Annotated in this window: 17 protein-coding genes; 10 read left to right on the plus strand and 7 right to left on the minus strand. The window is 48.8% G+C overall.

Going from position 1 to position 23,744, the window contains the following annotated elements; translation table 11 throughout:
* Window positions 1-201: 201 nt before the first annotated feature.
* The 9 genes from H8S80_RS19635 to H8S80_RS19675 all read left to right on the plus strand — a co-directional run bounded on the left by H8S80_RS19635 (window position 202) and on the right by H8S80_RS19675 (window position 13,011).
* Window positions 202-1,212 carry a LacI family DNA-binding transcriptional regulator gene (locus H8S80_RS19635; RefSeq protein ID WP_002601247.1) on the plus strand — a complete coding sequence of 337 codons (1,011 nt, stop codon included), beginning with the start codon at window positions 202-204 and terminating at the stop codon, window positions 1,210-1,212.
* A gap of 733 nt (window positions 1,213-1,945) precedes the next feature.
* Entirely contained in the window at window positions 1,946-2,860 is a 915-nt protein-coding gene (locus H8S80_RS19640; RefSeq protein ID WP_117621510.1) for an alpha/beta fold hydrolase, read from the plus strand.
* A 91-nt stretch (window positions 2,861-2,951) separates the two neighbouring features.
* Window positions 2,952-4,352 carry a condensation domain-containing protein gene (locus H8S80_RS19645; RefSeq protein WP_117621511.1) on the plus strand — a complete coding sequence of 467 codons (1,401 nt, stop codon included), beginning with the start codon at window positions 2,952-2,954 and terminating at the stop codon, window positions 4,350-4,352.
* A 100-nt stretch (window positions 4,353-4,452) separates the two neighbouring features.
* A complete protein-coding gene (locus tag H8S80_RS19650) occupies window positions 4,453-6,264 on the plus strand; it encodes a sensor histidine kinase (protein WP_117621512.1) in 1,812 nt (603 codons plus the stop codon).
* The gene (locus tag H8S80_RS19655; protein WP_029465318.1) at window positions 6,261-7,799 is read left to right on the plus strand and encodes a response regulator transcription factor; all 1,539 of its coding nucleotides are present in this window, start codon (window positions 6,261-6,263) and stop codon (window positions 7,797-7,799) included. The genes H8S80_RS19650 and H8S80_RS19655 overlap by 4 nt, the downstream gene beginning before the upstream one ends.
* 101 nt (window positions 7,800-7,900) lie before the next feature.
* Window positions 7,901-9,184, plus strand: coding sequence for a sugar ABC transporter substrate-binding protein (locus H8S80_RS19660; protein ID WP_025529870.1), 1,284 nt, complete (start codon window positions 7,901-7,903; stop codon window positions 9,182-9,184).
* Window positions 9,185-9,255: 71 nt separating this feature from the next.
* A complete protein-coding gene (locus tag H8S80_RS19665; protein WP_002601254.1) occupies window positions 9,256-10,152 on the plus strand; it encodes a carbohydrate ABC transporter permease in 897 nt (298 codons plus the stop codon).
* A complete protein-coding gene (locus tag H8S80_RS19670) occupies window positions 10,152-11,000 on the plus strand; it encodes a carbohydrate ABC transporter permease (RefSeq protein WP_025529869.1) in 849 nt (282 codons plus the stop codon). Before H8S80_RS19665 ends, H8S80_RS19670 begins: the two co-directional genes overlap by 1 nt.
* A gap of 22 nt (window positions 11,001-11,022) precedes the next feature.
* A complete protein-coding gene (locus H8S80_RS19675) occupies window positions 11,023-13,011 on the plus strand; it encodes a glycoside hydrolase family 31 protein (protein ID WP_117621513.1) in 1,989 nt (662 codons plus the stop codon).
* Between the two features lie 92 nt (window positions 13,012-13,103).
* On the opposite strand, the gene H8S80_RS19680 is transcribed toward H8S80_RS19675, so the two are convergent.
* The 4 genes from H8S80_RS19680 to H8S80_RS19695 form a co-directional block, all read right to left on the minus strand.
* Window positions 13,104-14,033 (minus strand): nucleoside hydrolase, encoded by a 930-nt coding sequence (locus H8S80_RS19680; protein WP_117621514.1) that lies wholly within the window; start codon window positions 14,031-14,033, stop codon window positions 13,104-13,106.
* Window positions 14,034-14,162: 129 nt separating this feature from the next.
* Entirely contained in the window at window positions 14,163-15,008 is an 846-nt protein-coding gene (locus H8S80_RS19685) for a carbohydrate ABC transporter permease (RefSeq protein WP_002601258.1), read from the minus strand.
* Window positions 14,998-15,906 carry a carbohydrate ABC transporter permease gene (locus H8S80_RS19690; protein WP_002601259.1) on the minus strand — a complete coding sequence of 303 codons (909 nt, stop codon included), beginning with the start codon at window positions 15,904-15,906 and terminating at the stop codon, window positions 14,998-15,000. The genes H8S80_RS19685 and H8S80_RS19690 overlap by 11 nt, the downstream gene beginning before the upstream one ends.
* Window positions 15,907-15,979: 73 nt before the next feature.
* Window positions 15,980-17,329 (minus strand): ABC transporter substrate-binding protein, encoded by a 1,350-nt coding sequence (locus H8S80_RS19695; RefSeq protein ID WP_117621515.1) that lies wholly within the window; start codon window positions 17,327-17,329, stop codon window positions 15,980-15,982.
* A 407-nt stretch (window positions 17,330-17,736) separates the two neighbouring features.
* On the opposite strand from H8S80_RS19695, the gene H8S80_RS19700 reads away from it, so the two are divergent.
* The gene (locus H8S80_RS19700; protein ID WP_117621516.1) at window positions 17,737-18,450 is read left to right on the plus strand and encodes a LytR/AlgR family response regulator transcription factor; all 714 of its coding nucleotides are present in this window, start codon (window positions 17,737-17,739) and stop codon (window positions 18,448-18,450) included.
* Window positions 18,451-18,528: 78 nt separating this feature from the next.
* Here the strand turns inward: H8S80_RS19700 and H8S80_RS19705 are convergent, their stop codons facing one another.
* The 3 genes from H8S80_RS19705 to H8S80_RS19715 form a co-directional block, all read right to left on the minus strand.
* Window positions 18,529-20,067 carry an ATP-binding protein gene (locus H8S80_RS19705; protein WP_117621517.1) on the minus strand — a complete coding sequence of 513 codons (1,539 nt, stop codon included), beginning with the start codon at window positions 20,065-20,067 and terminating at the stop codon, window positions 18,529-18,531.
* Between the two features lie 216 nt (window positions 20,068-20,283).
* Entirely contained in the window at window positions 20,284-20,511 is a 228-nt protein-coding gene (locus tag H8S80_RS19710) for a hypothetical protein (protein ID WP_002601263.1), read from the minus strand.
* Window positions 20,512-20,597: 86 nt separating this feature from the next.
* On the minus strand, window positions 20,598-23,726 hold the full coding sequence (locus tag H8S80_RS19715) for an alpha-mannosidase (protein WP_117621518.1): 3,129 nt from the start codon (window positions 23,724-23,726) through the stop codon (window positions 20,598-20,600).
* Between the last annotated feature and the right edge of the window lie 18 nt (window positions 23,727-23,744).

A 23,744-nucleotide genomic window follows, 5' to 3' on the forward strand; every position in this document is an offset into this window, starting at 1 on the left:
TTAAATTCTATCTTTATTATTAACTTAATTATATTAAATCTTATTTGAAATGTCAATTGAATTTAACTTAATTTTCTTTAAATTATATAGGAATAATCTATTGACGAATTTAACTAATTCCTGTATGATTAAGTAAACAGTACTTTTTTATTTTTAAGCAGTATTTATGCGTTTGATATTTGTGTCAGAGGAGGGCCAAGTATGTCAATTTCAGCGAAGGAGCTGGCTCAGAAGTTAAATATATCGGCAGCCACGGTTTCCATGGTATTAAACCGCAAACCTGGCATCAGCGAAAAGACCAGAAACCTGGTCCTGGATGCTGCCAGGGAATACGGTTACGATTTTTCAAAAAAATGGGATACCGCCGAGGAAAAAGGCAGTATCCTGTATGTCATTTACAAAAAACACGGAACCGTCGTCGCAGATACGCCGTTCTTCTCCCAGCTGACGGAGGGAATCGAACAGGCCTGCAAGGGAAAGGGATTCGAACTACAGATTACTTATTTTTATGAAAATAAAGATATCGGCGCACAGATTCAGGAGCTCTCGGAGAAGAACTGCCAGGGAATCCTCCTGCTGGGCACGGAGATGGATGTGGAGTACTTCCAGCCATTTACCAGGCTGAAGGTACCTATGGTGGTGCTGGATACGTACTTTGAAGAGCTGGACTGTGATTCCGTCCTGATCAACAATGTGCAGGGTGCATACCTGGCCACCAACTACTTAATCGACAAGGGTCTGGGAGAGATCGGCTACCTGCGTTCCTCCTATCCCATCGGCAACTTTGAGGAGCGGGCGGATGGTTATTACAAGGCGCTGCGCCACCACGACCTCCCCACCAGCCACCCCTACGTCCACAGGCTGACGCCTTCCATGGAGGGCGCCTACACGGATATGTCGGAGATTCTCCGCGAAAAACCACCGGTTGCCCCGGCCTACTTTGCCGACAACGATCTAATCGCCGCCGGTGCCATGCGGGCCTTTAAGGAATTCGGCTACAAGATCCCGGAAGACATCTCCATCGTCGGCTTCGACGATACCCCGATCTGTGATTTCCTCGAACCGCCGCTCACGACCATGGAGGTTCCAAAGAAACGCCTCGGTGAACTGGCCGTTCTAAGACTCCTGCAGAAGATCGCGGGGGAGACGAAGGTGATGATTAAGACGGAGGTTTCAGTGAAGCTGCATGAGAGGAAGAGTGTGAAGGGTTAAATAAACGTTTAATTATTTAGTGAATACATGTTTTTAAAACAGGCAGCTGCTCTCAGGAAGGATTCCCGGAGCAGCTGCCTGTTACTTTTTTATGTTGTTTTCTGTACCATGGTTTGTTATAATAATATTGCCATTGCTGACACTTGAAGGTCTGATCGCTGCTCTTAGTCTCTTACTGACAGCATTTGGACTTGGCTCTGCCACAGAAGGCAATCATAATCACAAAATAACCGCCCTGTCCTGAGAAAACAAGCGGTCATTTTTGATTAAGCTGTTTTCATGGGGCCAACCGTACAATCGGCAGCGCTTCTTTAATATTATATATTATTATAATAGTATCTTTAAACATATAATGTCAATCCCAATTCACTATAATGAAAGCAGTGCCGGTTACAGCGTTGCAGTTCACAGCCCCGTCGTCCTCTGCTTCCCGGTCTGCCCCGTCTGGCTTATGCGTGGTTTCCAGTGACTTTGCAGGGGATTAGCAATTCTTAACGCGCAGGATTTTTCGTTCAGGGGAGATTCCCACCTGTCTGAGCGCAGCGAGTTTGGGAATTTTCCCTGGTTTTTAGAAAAATTCTGCACGTTTAGAAGTGCTTATCCCCGAAACTTGAACTGGAAACCACGCATAAGCCAGACGGGGCAGACCGAGAAGCAGAGGACGACGGGGCTGTGAACTGTAACGCTGCAGCACAGCGATAAATTCTGCAATTTAATGCCGAAGGAGGCCCCTATGCCAATCAGCCACCAGACCACCATCACCCTTAACGGAGTACCGCAGTACGTATCAATCCGGGCGGAAAGAGACCATCTGCCCCTTCTCCTCTATCTTCACGGCGGCCCCGGAGACGCCGCGCTGCCGCTGGTTCTGAAATACAACAGCGAGCTGGAGAAGCACTTTACCGTCGTCGTATGGGAGCAGCGCGGGGCAGGTAAATCCTATTACGATTTCGGAGACAGCACCGTCACCATCGCTACCTTTCTCGAGGATCTCCATGCGCTGGTGACACTCTTAACCGAACGTTACCATCAGGAAAAGCTCTATCTCGTCGGACATTCCTGGGGAAGCGTCCTGGGGCTTACCTATACGGAGAAGCATCCGGAGAAGGTACGCGCCTATGTCGGATGCGGCCAGGTGGTAAACATGAAAAAAGCCAGCCGCACGGGCTACGAGTTCGCCGCCGCACACGCCGGTAAAAAAGCTCTTGCGCGGCTGAAAAAGGCGGACTGCACCTACACCGGTGAAAACTGGCTGGACGATCTGCTTTTCGTGACAAAACAGGTTGTAAAACACGGAGGCTCCCTCTATGGCAGGACAAATTATAATCCCCTGGTGACACCGTTCCTATTTTCCAGGTATTATTCGATTCCTGATTTGATACGGCGCCAGAAGGGCAGCCTGCAGGCAATCAAACGGCTGTGGCCTGAGCTTATGGAGGTTAATTTTGAAGGCCGGACCGAGTATGGGGCGCCTGTCATATTCGTGGAGGGGCGTCACGACGTCCACGTCTCATCCGTGCTTGCAAAAGAATACTATGATACCATACAGACGGAAAAGCAGTTTCACTGGTTTGAGCACTCCTGCCACTTTCCGCAGTGGAGCGAACACGAAAAATTCCATTCACTCATGGTGGATTTACTACACTGATTTTTGGTTGCTTTGCATGTGTTGTCATTGACCTTCCCCGGATTTCATATATTGTAACACTTATGCAATCCCGGAAAGGCAGCGTGGCCACATGACTAATACCCTTTTTCCCCTCACCTCTTCCCAGCGCATGCTCCAGCAGGCCCTTGAAGAATTCGGCACAGCCCAGATTTTAACCATCGGAGTGTGCATTTCCTTACATGCTCCCGTAGACTTTTCCCTGTTAGAAAAATGCCTGAAAGAAGAAGTCCGGCGTCTTGAGTGCCTGCGGGTCCAGTTCACGCCGCCGCACAGAGACGGTGGAATCCGGCAGTATATTGTCCCGGAGAGTTCCCCTGACATTACATATGAAAACTTAAAGGATAAAAGCGCCCCGGAGATCAAGGCCCTGATGAATCACTGGAGCACTCTTGGCTTTGACGAAGCGGATTCCCCCCTCCTGCGTTTTGTCATGGTATCCCTTCCAGGCGGCTGGAACGGCCTTTACCTCTGTATCGATCACCGCATCATGGATTCCTGCGGACTGATTTTTATGATGAATGATACGTTCCAGCTGTACTGCCATTACCTTTACGGATCGCCGGCGCCAGACATGCCGGCGTGTTATGAAGAGGTTCTGCAGTCAGATTTACGGCGGGAACAGGATCCGCTGCGCAGGGAAAGGGACAGCGCCTTCTGGAGGCAGCTGCTGTCCGCAGGCGAACCCATCTACACAGATATCGGCGGCTCCCGGAAACTGATGCAAAGCCGGATCAGCCACGGCCTTCCCGGCCTGCGCGCTGCCGACCGGATCATACAGCCCATGGACGGCGATATGGAGAAGTTCACTCTGCCGAAAAAGGAGGCTGCCCGGCTGGAAGCATACTGCCGGAAGCATTCCGTGTCCATGGCTAATCTGCTGCTCATGGCCATGCGCACTGCGCTGTCCTTTGCCAATGATGGAGAACCGGACATCAGCCTCCGCAATTACGTATCCCGCCGCGCTTCCAGGCAGAGCCGTACCTGCGGCGGCTGCCGGATTCACTGCTACCCCTGCAGGACCGTAGTTTTGCCGGATGCCACTTTTCTGGATGGGATACGGCAGATAAAGGCTTATCAAAACGGCATATACCGCCACGCCGACTTCGATCCTGAACAGGTAAATGCGCTGTTTGCCGATACCTTCGGGATGCCGCCGCTTACCACCTATGAAGGAGCCGCATTGACCTGTCAGCCCCTTCCTCTCTCCTCTCCCAACCCATTTTTAAAACACATCCCGCTGAACATCGAGTGGTTCTCAAGCAGGGCGGATATTCAGAAGCTTTACTTAACGGTGATGCAGGCGCCTCAGAACCGCGGTTTGGATTTTTATTTCAAATATCAGACGGCAGAGCTGGATCGGGCAGATATCACTCGTTTTTACGAGGTGCTTTCTGAGATCCTTACACTTGGAACGCAAAAAGAATCTCTTAGCCTCTCATCAATTTTTTCCCGGATATCTGCTCCTTTTTAGGTTTTCTCATCTGTTCATTGCAGAAAAAAAGATATATTCTTATATATATAATTTTTTTTATGATATGATAGAAAAGCGGCAGGATAAGGAGTGATTTCATATGGAAAAGCATCAGGGGCGAACCACAAGCCTTCGTGCAAGGCTGATACTTGCATTCATCATTACCTCGATTATACCGGCAATCATCTTAAATCTGTTCTCTTATTACAACACCTCAGGTATCGTAAAAGATAATGTGGATGAGATGACCCGGTCCAATTTGTCGCAGACCCGCGGAAGCCTTGATGTATGGCTGGAATCCTATGAAGATATCCTGTTTCAGATTTATACAGATGATGATATCGTAGCCCTGCTTAAGAACTTAAATGAGAAGAAGGATCGTTCAGTCAGCCGCAGCCAGCTGCGCCGGACGCTGCACGGATTGTTTTATACCAAGGAATATATCAAATCCATCTCTGTTTTCACACAGGACGGTGATATGGTATTCTACGACCTTCTGACCGGTTCCTCCACGCAAAGTTCCTGGGTGGATAATCTTGGAATAAGCAGGCAGGAGCTGTATCAGGAAGTGTCCGAAGACAATCAGACGCATGTATTTTCCACCAGAGAGACAAAGGAATCCAATAACAGCAAGAATTATCTCTTTCACATAGCCCACCGGATTATTAATTATAAGAATCTGAATGAGGAGCTGGGAATTGTTGTCATCAGCATTGATGAACAGCTTCTTCAGGATATCTGCAACAACTCCGGGCAGGATTCCGGCAGCTTTCACTTTATTGTGGACAGTCAGGGGGACATTGTTTCTCATCAGGACCGCAGGCTTTTAGGACAGCATATCATAGACTGGTCAGAGGATATTGCCGCCAGGGAGGCGCAGTACCAGGATTATATTGCCGATCAGTTTGGATTTTCCAGCAAAACCGGTTCTGTTTATGTCATACATGATAAAAAACTGAACTGGGATATCGTCAATGTTTCAAACAGAAATCAGGTGATTGAGCGTTTGGATGCACAGCAGCAGATAATGCTCGTTGTTATGGCGGCTTCTCTGGGGGCGCTGCTGATTTTGATTGCAGTGCTGATTAAAAGCCTGACCGGTTCCTTAAAGAACTTATCCCAGGCTATGAAGCAGGCGGGGAAGGGCAATCTGTCTGCCCGGGTGAACATAACCAGAAATATGCCTACAGAGATCGCAGGCATAGCCGGACAGTTCAATCAGATGCTGGAAAAGCTGGGAGAGGCAATCGAACGTGAAAAAAGAGCCGGGGAAAAGCAAAAGGATGCGCAGATTGCCGCGTTAGAGGCTCAGATCAACCCTCATTTTCTGTATAATACCCTGGACACCATCAACTGGATGGCCATAGATAACGATCAGTTTGAAATCAGCAATTCCATTGGTGCGCTGGCATCCATCCTCCGGTATGGAATCGATGGCAGCAACCGCCTGGTGACGGTACGCCAGGAATGTGAATGGCTGAAACAGTATTTATTCCTGCAGCAGACCAGACTGAAAAATGGATTTTCCTGTCAGGTGGACGTGAGGCCGGATACCATGGAGTACCGGATTCATAAGCTTTTACTTCAGCCTTTTGTAGAAAATTCCATTATCCATGGTTTTGACGGTGTCAGCCGGAGGCATGAGCTTCTGGTGAAAATAGAAGCAGCGGATCATGAGATGCTTCAGATCTGCATCTATGATAATGGATGCGGAATTTCAAAAGAGGTGGTAGAACAGATGAACCGGGGGGTATTCAAAGAAACAAAAGAGAAAAATCACATTGGTATGGAAAATGCAATCACCAGAATTTATATGTACTATGGGGAATGTGCGAAGGTGCAGATAGAAAGTGAAGAAGGATCCTTTACCAGAATCAGTATCTGCATTCCAGTGGAGAGGGATAATGTATGATGAGAATTGTAGTGGTGGAGGATGAAATCCGTATACGGGAGGGAATCAGCCGGCTGCTGAAAAAACTGAACGAGGAATATGAGATCGTAGGCGCCGCGGAAAATGGACAGGAGGGCCTTGCTTTAATCCGCGAATTGAAACCGGACGTGGTGATCACCGATATCCGAATGCCGGTTATGGACGGCCTTGAGATGCTGGACCGGCTGTATCAGGAAAACGCAGGAACTAAGGCAATTGTGCTCAGTGCCTATTCGGAATTTGAATACGCCAGAAAAGCGATGCAGTCAGGGGTTACGGAGTATCTGCTGAAGCCGATTTCCTTTGGGGAGTTTTCCAGGGCGCTGACCAATATAAGACATCAGCTTGAAAAAGAACAGGATGAGCATTTAGAGGGAGTTGGAACCTTAGAGCAGGCAATCGGCGGACTGATCTGGGGTGGGATGAAGCCGGATCCCCAGTTGAAAAAGTATATGGAAAAGAAGTTCGGTCTGGCAGAGACCGCCCCGTTGATTCAAATCTGTGTTTATCTCGGATGGTATTTTGATGAAAACAGGGAACGCGCAAAGAAAAATCTGGAACTGATTATGAAACAAAGGCCGGATGTGAAATGGTGCATGATCGAATCGCCTTATGAGAAGTCGCTGATGTTAATCCTGTACGATTATCCGGATGCCCATCTCTTAGAACGGTGGTTTCAGTATCAGATTCTGCAAAATCAGATCCGTATGGACTTTCATGCCACAATCGGCTGGATACAGACTGAAGGATATGCAAAAGTGAAATCAGGCTTTGATACGCTGTACCCTTATATGGACTGGAATATCGTATTAGGGGAAGAAATCATGATTTCCTATCCCAAGATCACCCGTGTTCAGACGGTTCCATGCGTCTATCCCGTAGAACTGGAAAATCAGTTAAAGATCGCAATCTGTGCCAATGATATGGATAAGACCAGAAACTGTATCAGCCGCTTTCATCAGTATTTCCGCAATGGAAAGGTCTACACCCCCAAGGAGGTGAAGGAATGCTATGTCCGTTTTCTGTGGGCATTTATCAATATTGGAAAAGAGGTTGGATGCCTTGAGTATCAGAAGCTGGAACAACAGAAGATGCTGGAATCAATCATGGAGGCCAAAAACCATCAGGAGCTTGAGGCGGTGTCGGACAGCCTGACAGAAAAAATCCGGCCGGCCTCCGAGGATAACAAGGAGATGATCCGGCTGACGGTAAAAAGAGCAAAAAGCATGATACAGGAGTTTTATCAGACAGGCATCACCTTAGATGAGATTGCAGGAAAACTGGATATTACACCAGAATATCTGGGCAATCTTTTCCATCAGGATATGGGGATCACGTTCAGCGGATATATCCGCGATTTCAGGATTAACAAGGCTAAGGAACTCTTAATCGGAAGTCAGCTAAAGCTTTATGAGATTGCTGAACAAGTGGGATATTCCAATGCGAAATACTTCAGCCGTGTATTCCGTGACAGTGTGGGACAGCTTCCGGCGGAGTATCGTAAAACACACAAGTAGTTTAGATAAGTGGTCTTTTTGCAGAAATTTTCCGTTTTGTACAGCTTCCAACTATATTATGATAGATGTATCAAAGAAAGGAACACACAGGAGGGAAATTTATGAAATTAAAAAAGATGGCGGCTTTAGGAGCAGCGGCTGCAATCGCAGCGGCAATGATGGCAGGCTGCGGAAATGCAGATTCCAAAACAGCGAGCGGCACTACTGCGGCAGGAAGTACGGAAGCAGCAAAGGAAGAGGCAAAAGAAACAGCGGCAGCCGGTGAAGAGATGACACTGTGGTATTACTGGGAGAACGAAAGTCATCAAAAAGCGTTAAACGAGATGATCGATCAGTACAATACACAGCAGGCGGGGTATAAGCTGACTGCCAAATACGTACCCTTTGCGGATTTTAAGAAGCAGTTGTCCATAGGCGCATCAGCCAGTGAGCTTCCGGATCTTGTATTGCTGGATTCCCCGGACCATGCTTCCTATGCAACCATGGGAATATTTGCTGATCTGACTGGTAAATTCGATGTAAGCTCTTATTATGACGGTCCCGTGGCTTCCTGTACACTGGAGGATGTGCTCTACGGTGTGCCATTTGGAAGCAACTGCCTGGGACTTTACTATAACAAGGATATGTTTGAAGCGGCGGGAATCACAAAAGCGCCTGAGACATGGGATGAATTAAAGGACACGGCCCAGAAACTGACCTCTGGCAATGTGGGCGGATTTGCTTTCTGCAGTCTTCAGAATGAAGAAGGCACGTTTAATTTCATGCCATGGGTATGGTCTACCGGAGCTACCTCCTATGAGATGAATTCAGAAGGCGGAATTAAGGCCCTTACCTTTATCAAAGACCTGGTGGATTCCGGCGCGATGAGTAAGGAATGCATCAACTGGACACAGGGCGATGTGATGAATCAGTTTATCTCCGGGAATGTCGCCATGATGATCAATGGACCGTGGCAGATTCCTACCATCAGACAGGAAGCGCCGGATCTTAACTGGGATGTGGCATTGATACCAAAGGATAAAGAATTTGCTTCTGATTTAGGCGGCGAAAACTGGGCCGTGATTGCAGGCGGCAATGAAGCGGGCGCGCTGGACTTTTTAAACTATGCAACACAGCCGGAGCAGGTCAGCTTTATGATGAATACCATGGGATATATTTCGGCAGATAAAGAGATTGCCAAGACACAGTTTACAGCAGACGGGGACGCTGTTTATAGAAAATTCATTGAAGAGATGGAGTATACAAAAGCAAGAGGTCCGTTGGCTGAGTGGCCATCCGTATCGGATGCAATCTCCCTGGCCTTTAACCAGGTCATGACAGGTGCTATGGAGCCGGATAAGGCGGCAGCCGATGCCCAGGCGGCAATTGATACCATTGTAAAATAAGGAAAACCGATTGTGCGGAGTATACGGAATGCCCGTATACTCCCTTTTTAACCTAAAATGGAGGAAACCTTATGAAAAGGGCAAGGAAATTTTTCCGGTATGATAACATTGGATATCTGTTTGTTCTGCCGGCATTTATATATATGATGATTTTTGTTGGATATCCCATTGTGGACAATCTGATTTTAAGCTTTCAGCAGGTCACGATTCAGACGCTGACAGCGGCGCATAAGCCATTTGCGGGGCTGGCGAATTATACGGAGATTTTTAAGGATCCCGTATTTCACAAGGCCCTTATGAACACCCTTATTTTTACCGTGGCATGTCTGGTGGTCCAGTTTATGATCGGTTTTGTTTTGGCCGTATTCTTCAGTCAGAATTTCCGGCTTTCCAAACCCATACGCGGACTTTTAATGATGCCCTGGATGATACCGATCACGGTGACCGCTTTGATTTTTAAATTTATATTCGGAACGGATGTGGGAATATTAAACTTTATTCTGCACAGCCTGGGTCTGATCGGTAAAAATATAGACTGGCTGACATCTGCAAATACGGCTATGTTTGCAATTATCTGCGCCAATGTGTGGATTGGAATTCCGTTTAATATGATTCTCATTTCCACAGGGCTGACCACCATTCCAAAGGAATTGTATGAGAGCGCATCCATTGACGGCGCAAATAAGATACAGTCCTTTTTCAGAATTACGCTTCCCCTTTTAAAGCCGACTATAGAATCGGTTCTGGTGCTTGGTTTTATCTATACCTTTAAGGTGTTTGACCTGGTTTATGTCATGACAGGCGGCGGCCCCGTTAATTCCACCCATATGCTGTCCACTTATTCCTATAAGCTGTCATTTGAGCTTTTTAAGTACAGCAAAGGCTCTGCGGCTGCCAATGTCCTGTTGGTGATTCTGCTGATTGTCGGCTTATTTTATATAAAGATTACAGATGAGGAGGAAGCGTAATGGATGAGGAAAAGAAAATTACCGGGATAAGGAATATCATGCTTAATATTTTATCGGTACTCCTTCTGTGTCTGCTGCTGTTTCCGCTGTTTTGGATTGTGGTCACATCGTTAAAGACAGAAAAAGAGATCTTCCAGATACCGCCCACCTTATTTCCCAGGGTACTGAATACAAAATCCTATGTGGCTCAGGTGGCCACCGGCGATTTTAACATGTTTCAGTCTTTTGGGAACAGCCTGGTTATCTCGGTAGGCGCCACATTGATCGCCGTTGTCCTGGCGGTGCCGGCGTCTTATGGAATTGCCAAATATCATTTTAAAGGGAAAAAAGCAATTCTTCTGGGCTTTCTGGTCACTCAGATGCTTCCGGTTTCCGTATTGCTGACCCCAATGTTTATTTTGTTTAAAAATACGCATGTATACAACACGCCGGTGGCCGCGATACTGGCGGATGCAACTATCGGGATTCCATTTTCTGTCCTGATATTAAAAAATTATTTTGCATCCATCCCAAAGGAGCTGGAGGAAGCGGCTTATATTGACGGCTGCAACCGGTTTACGGCTTTTATCCGGGTGCTGATCCCCATAGCGAAGCCGGGAGTGGTCGTGTGTTCCGTGTTTTCCTTCCTGTATGCGTGGGGGGATTTAGCCTATGGCATGACCTTTATCATCGATCAGACAAAACGTCCGATCACTGCGGGAATCTTTAATTTTATGGGGCAGTACGGAACGAAATGGAGTTATCTGACTGCATTTGCAGTTGTTACAATCATACCGGTTGCTTTGATTTTTATCTTTATGCAAAAATACATTATCAGCGGAATGACAAGCGGAGCCGTAAAGGGTTAGTCAAAAAACAGGAGGACGACAGATGTTATCAGCAGAGAAAGGGAAATTACGGTATTATTACGATTCGGAGACAGTGATTTTGGAGGCGTGGGGCGATAATTCCCTGCGCATCCGGGCATTTAAGGAGAGCCGGATGCCAGAGGGGGACTGGGCCTTGTTAAACGTTCCGCCAAGTACTGCCAGTATAAGGGAATCTGAAAACGGGATGGAAATCACCAACGGTAAGATTCGCGCCAACGTATCGCAGTTTGGAAAAATTACGGTTTTTAACAGCGATGGAAAGCTGCTGTTAGAGGAATACTGCCGCAATCGAAAAGATGTATGTGATCCAAAATGCGGCGCACTCGAGGTGGAGGCCCGCGAATTCAAACCGAATATCGGTGGTCTGTATCACTTAACCTGCCGGTTTGAATCTCTGGATCCGGACGAGAAAATATACGGAATGGGGCAGTATCAGCAGCCATATCTGAATTTAAAAGGTACAGATTTAGAGCTTGCCCACAGGAATTCCCAGGCAAGCGTCCCATTTGCCCTCTCTTCCAGAGGATACGGGATCTTGTGGAACAATCCGGCAGTGGGACGGGTGGTATTCGGCAAAAATATTATGAGCTATGAGGCCTATGCTTCCAAAATCATCGATTACTGGATTACTGCCGGAGACACGCCTTCCGAGATAGAGGAAGCCTATGCTGCCGTAACCGGAACGGTCCCCATGATGCCTGAATATGGCCTGGGATTCTGGCAGTGCAAGCTGAGATACCAGACACAGGAGGAGCTGTTGACGGTAGCCCGGGAATATAAGAGACGGAATCTGCCCATTGATTTAATCGTTATTGATTTTTTCCACTGGCCAAAACAGGGAGAGTGGAAGTTTGATGAAACCTATTGGCCGGACCCGGATGCTATGGTCCAGGAATTAAAGGAGATGGGAATCGAACTGATGGTATCTGTCTGGCCCACCGTGGCCCGGGACTCTGAAAACTATCAGGAGATGCTGGAGCAAGGCTATCTCATCCGAACGGAACGGGGTTTCCGGGTTGGTCTGGATTTTGAAGGGGCCACCGTACATGTAGATGCCACCAATCCGAAAGCCAGAGAATATCTATGGGAGAAGGTGCGGAAAAATTATTACGAAAAAGGAATCCGGGTATTCTGGCTGGATGAGGCAGAACCGGAATATACCGCCTATGATTTTGATAATTACCGGTATTATCTGGGAACGGACTTAGAAATTGGCAATATCTATCCCTATGATTATGCAAGGGCATTTTATGAAGGGATGGAATCACAGGGGCAGAAAGGAATTGTGAATCTCCTGCGGTGTGCCTGGGCGGGAAGCCAAAGATACGGCGCGCTGGTGTGGTCCGGCGACATTGCCTCCAGCTTTACGAGCATGAAAAACCAACTGGCAGCCGGACTGAATATGGGGCTGGCGGGAATTGCCTGGTGGACCACGGATATCGGCGGATTCCACGGTGGAAATCCTGACGATCCTGATTTCCGCGAGCTGTTTGTGCGCTGGTTCCAGTGGGGAGCGTTCTGTCCCGTTATGCGTCTTCATGGCGACCGGGAACCCAGGCAGCCACAGGTGGGAACGACAGGCGGCGCACACTGCTGTTCCGGCGCTGCCAATGAAGTGTGGAGCTATGGGGAAGAGGTCTATGAAATCTGCAAAAAGTATATGGAGCTTCGTGAGAAAATGCGCCCTTACACCAGGAAGCTGATGGAGGAGGCACATGAGAAGGGCACTCCCGTCATGCGGACGCTGTTTTATGAGTTTCCGGGTGATACAAATGCCTGGAAAGTCGAGGATGAATACTGCTATGGAAGCGAGATTTTAGTTGCGCCGGTACTGGAAGCGGGGGCTAAAACAAGATCGGTATATCTGCCGGGAAATGAAATATGGACAGATGCTGAGACCGGTAACGAATATGAAGGCGGTCAGTGGATTGAAGTTTCAGTTTCTCTTGCTTCCATGCCGGTATTCCGGCGCGGAAGGAAAGCCAGATAGACAAACGAATATAAACCGGTGTGGGTTTTTAAAAGAACCTGCACCGGTTTATATTCGCTTTATATCAATTCTCTTCTTTCCGCAGCATCAATTCAACCGGCATATCCTTCCGGATGCTTCGCATGAAACAGCGCCAGCTTCGCAAAGAAGTCATCCAGGATCAGCCTGCTGTCGATGGAATGGTAAATCCGGATCGGTCTGTTCAGTTTCGTATGAACATAGGCCATGTCTTCCGTCACCAGCGGCGCCTCGACCCAGTCAAACTCAAATCTGTGCTCATATAAGAGCAGGCCAACGGCCGGGCTGTCCCCGACGACCCACGTCTCTCCAGTGCGGAAGGCGCTGTTTCTTGGCCCCTCCTCCTGCGCGTGTTCGTCCAGCTGCTGCAGAAGGTACTCTCCGATTTCCCCGTACGGAGCCACCTTATATTCCAGTTCTGCCAGTGACAGCGGCATCATCTCATAAACGTTCTTCGGAACCTGCCAGATCTCCATTTTACTCTGGAACACCACATTGGCCGCATTGATGTCATTACCCAGGTTAAACTCCGGGCCGCCGGCCGGATACCTTCCGCCGCCGATCCAGATAGCCGTCATCCGGGATGCGATCTTCGGCTCCATGAGAAGAGCGCTCGCCAGGTCCGTAAGCGGGCCTAAGAAGATTGCGAACAGCGGACGGTCGTCGTCCTTCATGGCTTCTCTGACAATCAGCTCCGCCCCTTCACTCACAACCGGAGTCGTCTTGTCGGGAATTGCATGAGGCGCGCCGTGGAAAATCATGTTTTCCTTCGGGAAATGCATCTTGTCGAAGATAACCTCCAGCTCTTTAAAGCTCCGCTCCATGGAATCCTCATGTCTCGTTCCATAATGAGCCGCAATCATACCTGCATTTTCAAATTTCGGGCTTAGCAGCGCCTGAACGATCGCAAACTGGTCGTCCGCCTCGTTCTTAGCATCGGTATTCACGATCAGCCTTACAATCTTTTCTTCCGGTACATGAAACTTATAATCTGTATATCTCATTCGCGTTCCCTCTCATTATTTTTTATTCCCGCGAGCAACGAGCCAAACGGACACGCTGGCGCGCCCATTTGGCGACTGCCGCGAGGGTCAAAAAACCCGTTGCTTGCGGCGGGGTTTTTGACTGTTAAATTACCCCTTAACCGCGCCATTCGTAAGTCCTGATACAAAGTATTTCTGGAAATACCCGAATACCAGCATCAGCGGTAGGGTGACCATGCAGATTCCCGCGGTGTACTGTCCCCATTCGACGCCCATCTCCGTCTTGAAATTCAGAAGGCCGACGGGAAGTGTCTTAATCAGCGCGTTGGAGGCCGTCGTAATGTTGGCCCACATCAGTTCTCCCCAGTTTCCGATAAAGGTGAATACGATGATGGTCGCAATCGCCGGTTTCACCAGCGGAAGCATAATATGGAAAAACGCCTCGAATTCCGTACAGCCGTCGATTCGCCCGCTCTCGATCAGTTCCTCGGGTATGGTCTCAAAGTACTGCTTGATGATATACATGGAAAATGGAATCTGCCATGCAATATAAGGCAGAATCAGGCTGATTCTTCCGCCCGTCAGATGCATCTTGCTCATCATGGAATAGAGGGAGATGTAGATCGCAATGCCGGGAATAAAGTTAAACACCATAAACACATCCATGATCAGGTTTGCCTTCGGTATATATAATTTCGCCAGCGCATATCCGCCAAGCAGTGAAACAATCGTGGTAACCGCTACGGAAACTCCGGTGACCACTACACTGTTTCCAAAATAGGTACCCAGTTTTCCCACACTCCACGCCTTGGCGTAGTTCATGATCTCCACGTTCTGTGGAAGGCCGAACAGGTTTACGAAGAACTCTTTATTTGATTTAAAAGATGTAAAAAACATGAATAAGATCGGGTAGGCAACCACGACCGTGTAAAGGCCCAGAACAGTATAGGCAAGCACCTTCATCCATTTATTCATGCCGAACATTCTATCGCTCATAGTTACCTCCTCTTACCAGCTTCTTGACCACAACCATGCCGATTAAAACAATGACAACAAAAATCATACTCATGGCGGAACCATAACCGTAATTGTTAAATGAGAACGAGTTCTGAAGAATCCATAACGGCATAACGGTCGTTGACTTGGCCGGTCCGCCATTGGTAAGTGCTACTACGGTATCGTAAATCTTAAGACCGCTCATGACTGCAAATATTGTGGAAAGCTGGACAAACGCCATGATAAGCGGCAGGATAATCTTCTTAAAGATCTGGAAATCCGTCGCCCCATCCAGTCTTGCAGACTCGATTAAGGAGTTGTCGATTCCCTGCATACCGGCAAAGCAGAGCACCATGGTAAGCCCCACCTGCTTCCAGGCCGATACGAAGAGAATACAATTGAGTGCCGTTCCCTTGTTGGTCAGCCACGCATGCTGTAAATTCTCCAGGCCGAGAGTACCCAGGATATTATTTAAAATACCGATCTCCGGCTCATAGACGAACGCAAAGATCAGGGCAGTGATGACGGCCGGAATCATGCTGGGTGAAAAGAGGATGGTACGGAAGAAGCCGCCCCATTTTTTCCCTACATAAAGAAGCAGCCATGCCATAAGAACACCTATGATCACGCTGAAAAACGCCGATGCCACACCGAGATAAACGCTGTTCCTGATGGCCAGGAGGAACGTCTTATCGCGGAACGCGGAAAAATAATTCTTCAAACCAAGAAACGTTCTCGGTCCAAAACCGCTCCACTCCTGAAATGACAGAATGAAACTGTCAAAAAACGGGATGACGGCAAATATAAGATAGATCACAATAGCAGGCGTCAGGAATGCAAAGCCTGCAACCATATATTTTTTCTCGATATTGCTCATTTTTCTCTTTGATTTCTGCATACTCTATACCTCAATGTAAGGAAAAAGGGAGCGCTGTCAGCACTCCCTTATCAGCGCGTATTTACTGCTTTCCTTATTCGCCTTTCACGGTTGCCTGCTTTAAATCTTCCAGCTGCTCCAGTGTGTCTTCCACGCTGGTTCCTGTGCAGACCATGCCGACCATATCATTCTGAAGGAAGGAATTGATCTCGGAAGAAAGTCCCTGCATCTGCTTGTACCCGACTACATTGTCGCCTACCGTGGTTGCAAGAAGGTCTTTTAAGATTTCGCTGTCCACCTTATCCTGCATGGAGATAGTAGCTGGCAGTCTTCCGCTCTTGATGATCTCTTCGATGCCTGCGTCGCTGGTATAGTACTTCATGAAACGGACCGCTTCCTCCGGATGCTTTGCATTGGCCGGAATGAACAGTGCGTTTGTTACCGTGTTAAGTGCATACTTTCCGCCTTCTGCTACGTATGGGAATGGAAGGATGCCAACTTCAAATTCACTGTTCTTGATGTATTCGCCTGCGTTGGAGCCTGCGTCAAACAGCATGGCTACCTTACCCTGATACCACGCCGCCTGAGTCTGGTCCTTGGTGGAGGTTAAAGCACCCTCGCCCGGATACCAGTAGCCTGCATCGTAAACGGATTTCCAGTTTTCAAGACATTTCTTTAAGCCTTCGCACTGGGTAAAGTCGCCTTTGCCTGCCACGTATTCTTCCAGCGTTCCGTCATTGGCCATATACTGGTATGCGAACTGAAGCAGCTGGTGGTTCTGGCCGTTCCAGTTGCCTACGCCGTATACACCGTTCTCCTTAAACACTTTACATGCTTCTACAAATTCGTCCCATGTCTTCGGAAGCTCTACATTATACTGAGTAAATAAATCCTTGTTATAGAAAATGGTCTCGATAACCGGCTGGTAGCTTACGGCGTAGTACTTACCGTCAACCATGCCTGCGTCTATGTATGCCGGAACAAATGTATCTTTCCACTCATTGTTGTTTTCTGTTAAGTATGGAGTTATGTCGTATGCCATGTTGTCATCTGTAAATGCATTGATCTGGCTGCCCCAGAAGAAGCTTACGTCGACCGGATCGCCGGAAGCGATGCCTGTCTTGATGATCTGCTCTGCGTTATCGAAGTCTACCGGTACGATCTCAACCTTAATATCCGGGTTCTCTGTCTGGAAGCCCGCTACGATATTCTGGTTGTACTCGGAATCGGATCCGTAGAAACGAATGGTCGTTACCTCTCCGCTCTTCGCCGCCTCTGTGGCAGTGTCTCCTGCTGCTGAAGTATCTCCTGCTGCAGTGGTATCTCCCGCCGTAGTTGCTGCGCTTTCCTTTGCCGTCGTACCTGAACCTGAACTGCCACACCCCGTTACCATGATCCCCGCTGCCAGGGCAACTGTAAGAACTGCTGTTAATTTCCTTTTCACGATTCTCCTCCTTGTTAAACACTATTGAATTTTTATTTAATTAACAATTAAATTATATTTAAAATATACACTAAGAATTAAGTTTTATCAATATGATTTTACTAAACTTTACAATCTTTCTGGTGTTTTTCTCTCTGTCTTCTCTCTTTTACCCTATGGGCTGTCGGATACATTTCAAATACTTCATGAAAAGCATTGAATCTGTGTTTAATTATTTAATTTTTCATCTGAAGTGCCCTCTTTTCCTGCCTATGATAGTTTAATACATAGTGCACAGGTATGGATGAGGAAATACTTTCCAACTTTTCGTTACATTTCCACGACTACTCATGACGCAGGCTTTGCATCCCCGCACTGCATATGATAAAATCATGGAAGTGCAGATACGGATTTATAAGGAGGGTATTATGCTGCAGCTTGGGATTTGCGACGACGATAAACATATGCTTACATATCTAACAAAACTATGTTCCGGAATTCTTCCTGAAGCCGGTATTGAAGCATTTCATAATGGTATGGATCTGTTAAGCTCTTCGACAGAGTTCGATATCATTCTAATGGATATAAGTATGGGGAAAATGAATGGACTGGAGACGATCAAGCAGCTGCGCAGCCGGACTCCTTCGCGCACGCCTCACCGCCCTGCCGTCATATTTATTACTGCATACGACGAATATGTGTTTGATGCTTTTGACTTATTTGCTTTCCAGTATCTTTTAAAGCCCCTGGATGAAGAGAAATTTGAGAAGATTCTTAAAATGGCCGCGGCAGAATGTGAAGAACATACTGATGAGAAGGCTCTTTTTTTCCACACGAAAACCGATCATATCCGGGTCTGTCCGAGCCAGATATTCTACGTGGAGAGCAATCTGAGAAAAGTAGTCATCCACACGGAAAAGGAAGCATTTGAGATCTATGCCACCATGAATGATCTGGAAAAGCATTTAGGCAGCCGTTTCTACCGCTGCCACCGGGGATTTCTGGTGAATCTGGAGAAGATCAACAGCTATAACCGCCAGACGATCCGGCTGACGGACGGAAGCAGCCTGCTGCTGTCCAAGACGAGATATTCTGAATTCGTTGACACCTATATGCATTTTTTAAAACGGGGAGAACAGTAACAGGCCTGAATTCTCTCTCGGCTTTGGGGGCGGGACCGAGAAAGAATTCAGGCCGGGCGATTTTGCCCCGGCCTGTTTTTATTCCGATTTCCATACCCGCTGCAGCATCACGGTTAAATAGAAACGGTCCTCACTGTAGCGGTAATCTGCTGTGCCGAAGTATTTCTCCGCACACCGTCTGATATTCTGAAATCCCAGTCCGTGTTCAAAGGGATCTTCCTTCCTCGTCATCAGGAAGCGTTCTCTCTCTGCATGTTTTAAAATCCCGTCAAAGGTATTGGTAATTTCCATAAGAAACACGTTGTTTTTGCAGTATGCCTCAATCTGAATGGAGAGCGGCGCCTCCGGATTCTTCTCCTTCAGCCGTTCGCACGCCTCCAGCGCATTGTTCAGTGCGTTATTTAAAATAATGCTGATATCAAATGCGCTGATGCGGTACGCTTCCGGGAAACGAAAGGAGCAGGTGAACTGAGCACCCAGACTGCGTGCCTGCCGGTACTTCTCGTTGATCACCACATCGGTCACCGGATTTCCGGTGTGGTAGACTGCATTCATCCGGTCGAGGGCTTCTCCGATCCCCGAGAAATACGCGCCCAGCCCCTCCGGATCGTCTTCCACCCGGATCCCCCTGCTGCTCAGCAGGCTTCTGATATCGAACAGATAGTTCTGCATATCATGTTTCATGGAACGGATTCCGGTGTAGAGCCGCTCGATATCCTGAATATGCCCTTCCATCTGCTCCACCTGATTCTCCAGCATGTCCGCCTTTCCTTTTTCCTCGCCGAAAACCAGAAGCTGTTCATAGATATCGCACGAATACAGAACCGCCGCCATGAGGCCCAGCGTCAGCGCGGGAATCAGCAGATAAAACGCGGGGCCGTACCATTTTACAAGCTCCACCGCCGCTGTCTCGAACAAAACCTGTTTAATAAAGTTTATGAAAATATAGAAGGATATCCCTGCGCCCGCCGGCAGAAGTAAAAAGACTACTTCCTTCCATTTCATCTCCCACGTGCGCCGTTTTAGCTTTACGGCCAGACAGCGGCTGGAGATCAGAATCAAAACACAGGCCACGGCCAGGCTTATGAAAAAGACACTGTTGTATAGAACCGCCCGAAGAAAACTGTCCGGGTACGGCAGCCCCGTAAAAAATGGACACGTATAGAATATAAGGACCGGCAGTTCTCTGTCCCCAGGCGGCAGCTCCGCGTGCAGCGCCATTTGAAACAAAATGTAGCCCAGGTGTTCCATTGTCTGCATCGTCAGAAGGTAAAACGTACAGAAGGTCACTGCCAGATAGAGCTTCGCAGCAGCCGGTCCCTTGTAGAAGACCGAACATAAGAGCAGCAGAAACACGGGATACCACAGCAGCCAGGTTCCCGGAACCGACCATTGAAGCCCCGGCTCCCACCCGATTACCATTGCAGTGGCAAGATGAATAAGAAAGGGGATGGCAGCCGCAGTCAGCCATGGCCGGCCAAAGCGGGGCTTTAACAGGCGGTTCAGCAGGAGAATGAGGCCCACACCGGCCGCGGCCGGATAGAGCAGGTTCAGCAGCCCCCAGGAGGAGGAGATTATCTTTTCCGATATTAGATTTTCGAATATGAACGTACTCAATTTGATGCTCCTCTCCGTTGGGTTTTTAGTTAGTTGGTTTTTTAGTTAGTTGGGTTCTTAGTTAGACAGCCAGTTGCATTCACACAGCCGCCTCTCTTTAATCTATCACAAAAAAACAGTTTTAGACAGAGACATTATAGTAAAAGGGATATTATCACTTTTCCGCACAGAAACGGCGGAGAGGATTTCTTCTCCTCTCCGCCGCTCACCGTCTGCTCATGAAAACTTATATTTCACTTCGCATCCATAAGAAACCTTATTGCAGATGTTCACCACCCGGTCCATGACCGTGCTGAACTCCGCGGCATCCGCGTCGATGTCCATCTCCCTCAAGTCCTCAGAAATGTCCACCTTCTTTACCCCGTCCATTTTTCCGATCTCGCCGACAATTCGCTGTGCCTTCGAGGGGTCTGACAGGGAATACACATGATAACGCCTGCTCATACCTTTTCCTCACTTTCACCAGTTGTTATTAACAAGTATTGGCAGAAGAGGGAAATTTTAAACACAGGGCGCGGTTCCGTTTTTTATCAGAGCCAGATCTTAAATGTCCGAATCTCAAATGGCTGTAAAACCGCTGTTATTTCATCGGTTTCCGCTGCGCCGCAGTCCTGTTCCAGCAGGTTGCAGACGGTCCATTTCTTCACGGGGTAGTCAGATCGGACGGATACCGTCTGCCTGCTGCCTGACACTTCATGGAGACGCACAATCAGGCACTCTTCTCTTTCTGCCTTCTTTACCGCATCCACAAATACCGACGGATTATCCGTCCATACGATCCGTTTGCCTGCTGTCTGCACCTTCTCTCTGCCTCTTGCCGAGCCGATCGGCACGTTTAAATTCAGACTCTCCGGAATGGTTCCTCCCTCCGTCACCGTTCCCGCATGGGGATAAAGCGCATAGGTGAAGGTATGCAGTCCCATGTCGGCCTCCGTATCCGGGAATTTCGCGCTCTTCAAAAGAGAGAGTTTAAGCGTGCTGTCCTTGGCATTATAGCCGTATTTGCAGTCATTCATCAGGCTGACTCCATAGCCGCTGTCGGAAATGTCCGCCCACTTGTGGCCCGCCACCTCGAACCTCGCCTGATCCCAGCTGGTATTATAGTGAGTCGGGCGCTCCACATGGCCAAACTGGATATCGTATACCGCCCTGGTACTCCTGATGTCCAGCTCGAAAGCCGCTTTTAAGAGCCGATGGTCCTCATGCCAGTCCACCGTGGTTTCAAAATCAATGCGGCGGCTGTTGCCATACAGGATCATGTCCTGCACGATGGCTGATTTCCGGTATACGTAAGAGAACCGGATCACCGTCCTCAGTTCGTTATTTTCCAAAAGCACCGGCGGATCTGTGAGCTCCGCGGTCTCAACCTTTTCCATGTAAAAGATGTCGATATCCCAGGCGTCAAACCGCATGGGCTTGTCCTCGAAGATCTCCAGGCGGTTTCCTTCGCCCTTCAGCACCTCACGCTCGTTTTCCTTATCATAGACAGAGGTCAGCTGTCCCCTGTCATTCCAGCGGATCCGGTAATACCGCGTCTCGGCGCCATGCGCATGGACAAAAGCCAGGTGATCCGATCCGCCTTCTTCCCCTGCAAAACCGCTCTGTCCCTCTGCGGCCGCCCCCGGCAGGAAACAAATACTCCGCATCTCCAGTCCCCGCATACTGGTCTGCAGCCAGTAACCGCTGCTGTCACGGCATGCGTTTATCAGTGTTCCGTCGAGTTCCGTAAACCGGCCCTCCCGCGGCTCTTCGATCCGGACCAGATCGTTTCTGCTGTAGCTGCTGAAATTCCAGAGCGTCCAGTGGTTGTCGCTGTTGTCCGTAAGGCCGGCGAGAAGAACAGCTCTCGTCTCGTTAAGCAGCCGGTCCGCCTCCCGGTATTCCTTTTCAGAATCTTCATAGACTTCATGGATGGAGGATCCCGGAATGATATCGTGGAACTGATTGCGCAGAACGATCTCCCATGCGTGATGGAGGGCCTCCTGCGGATATTCCTGCCCATCCGCAAGGCTGCGGCTGGCCAGCCATTCCGTCTCCGCCAGCTTCCACTCCAGTTTCCTGTTCCATCTCTTATTTTTCGCCTGAGACGTATAGGTGCCGCGGTGGTATTCCAGATACAGCTCGCCATCCCATACCGGCTGCTGGCTCTTCCGTTCCTCCATATCGCGGTGAAGCTTCTGGAAATAGCCTCCTGCCGTGTCATTCACCACAAGGGGCACTCCGGGAAGCAGATCCATGGACCGCCTGCTCTTTAACATTCCCGTTGTCACTCCACCGCCGCCGTCCCCGTGGCCAAAGGGGATCAGCACATCCTTCGTCAGGTTCTTATCCCGGAACCGCTCCCAGCTTCCGAATATCTCGAACGGCGTCAGCTTTCCGTTATACGTCGCTCCGTGCTTATGCTCTGAGCTTTCATACGGCGTTGTAATGAAATAGGTCAGTATCTCGCTTCCGTCGATTCCCCGCCACCAGAAGAGGTCATGCGGCATCCGGTTCACATCATTCCAGCTGATTTTCGTGGTTGCAAATGTCTGAATCCCGCACTGCTTCAGAATCTGAGGCAGCGCCCAGCTGTATCCGAACACATCCGGAAGCCACAGATGCGTGCATTCGCGGCCGAATTCCTCTTTGATAAAATTGCAGCCATGCAGGAACTGGCGTACCAGCGCCTCCCCGGAGGTGATATTGCAGTCGGCTTCCAGCCACATGCCGCCGTCCACTTCCCATTTCCCATCCGCAATCCGTTTTTTAATCTGTTCGTAAATCTCGGGGCAATCCCGTTTGATATACTGGTAAAGCTGAGGCTGGCTCTGCAAAAACAGGAAGTCCTCATTCTGTTCCATGAGCCTGAGAGCGGTAGAAAAGGAACGCATTGCCTTTTCCCTGGTATGCTTTAATCTCCACAGCCATGCCACGTCGATATGGGTATGGCCCACGCAGTGCACCGTGATGTCACTTCTCTTATCCATCTGTTTGAAATCATCTTCCAGATGCCGCAGCGCCGCCTCCACCGTGGGATAAAAGCGGTCCTGATCCCAGTCAATAAGCGTGTACGCATCGTTTAAGGCAGTCAGGATGGCCTCCTTCTCGGTGCCAGTCTCCGGCATCAGCGCCGCGCTCTTAACGACAGCATCGGAATGGTAGAAAAAACGGTCCGCGGCCAGATTCAGATATCCGATTCCCGCCTTCTTAAAACGGTGGATCTGCTCGGTGCGGACACCGCCTCCCTCCAAGCCGGTCCAGAGCAGAAACGTAAGCTCTATAGTCGTGCCGGCAAACGGTTCCAGAATCACCTCATTGTGGAACGTGTCCACTCCCTGGTACGGCTTCCCGTCGACAAACAGCAGGGACTCGAAACCGCTGTTGAACCCCTCCCCCGTCTTGCCGAAGTCGAAGACTCCCATGATCTGGCTCCCCTCCCGTTTCTCCGGAACCGCAGCATCCGCCTGCAGCCACAGATAGCGGTCACGCCCGATAAAGAATTCTCCCTTCCGGACCAATTCCCCGCCTGTCAGGCGCCCCGGATACCGGGACAGAACCTCATCGGTCTCACAGCCGGCGTCTCTGGAGACAAAGGGGAATACTTCCACGGTCTCCTCATATCTCCTGCTCCATATTTCCTCCGTATAAACGGTTAATTTCTCATGAGTTAAAAACATCTCGTTTTCCTTTCTGTG

The sequence above is a fragment of the Hungatella sp. L36 genome (assembly GCF_014288035.1).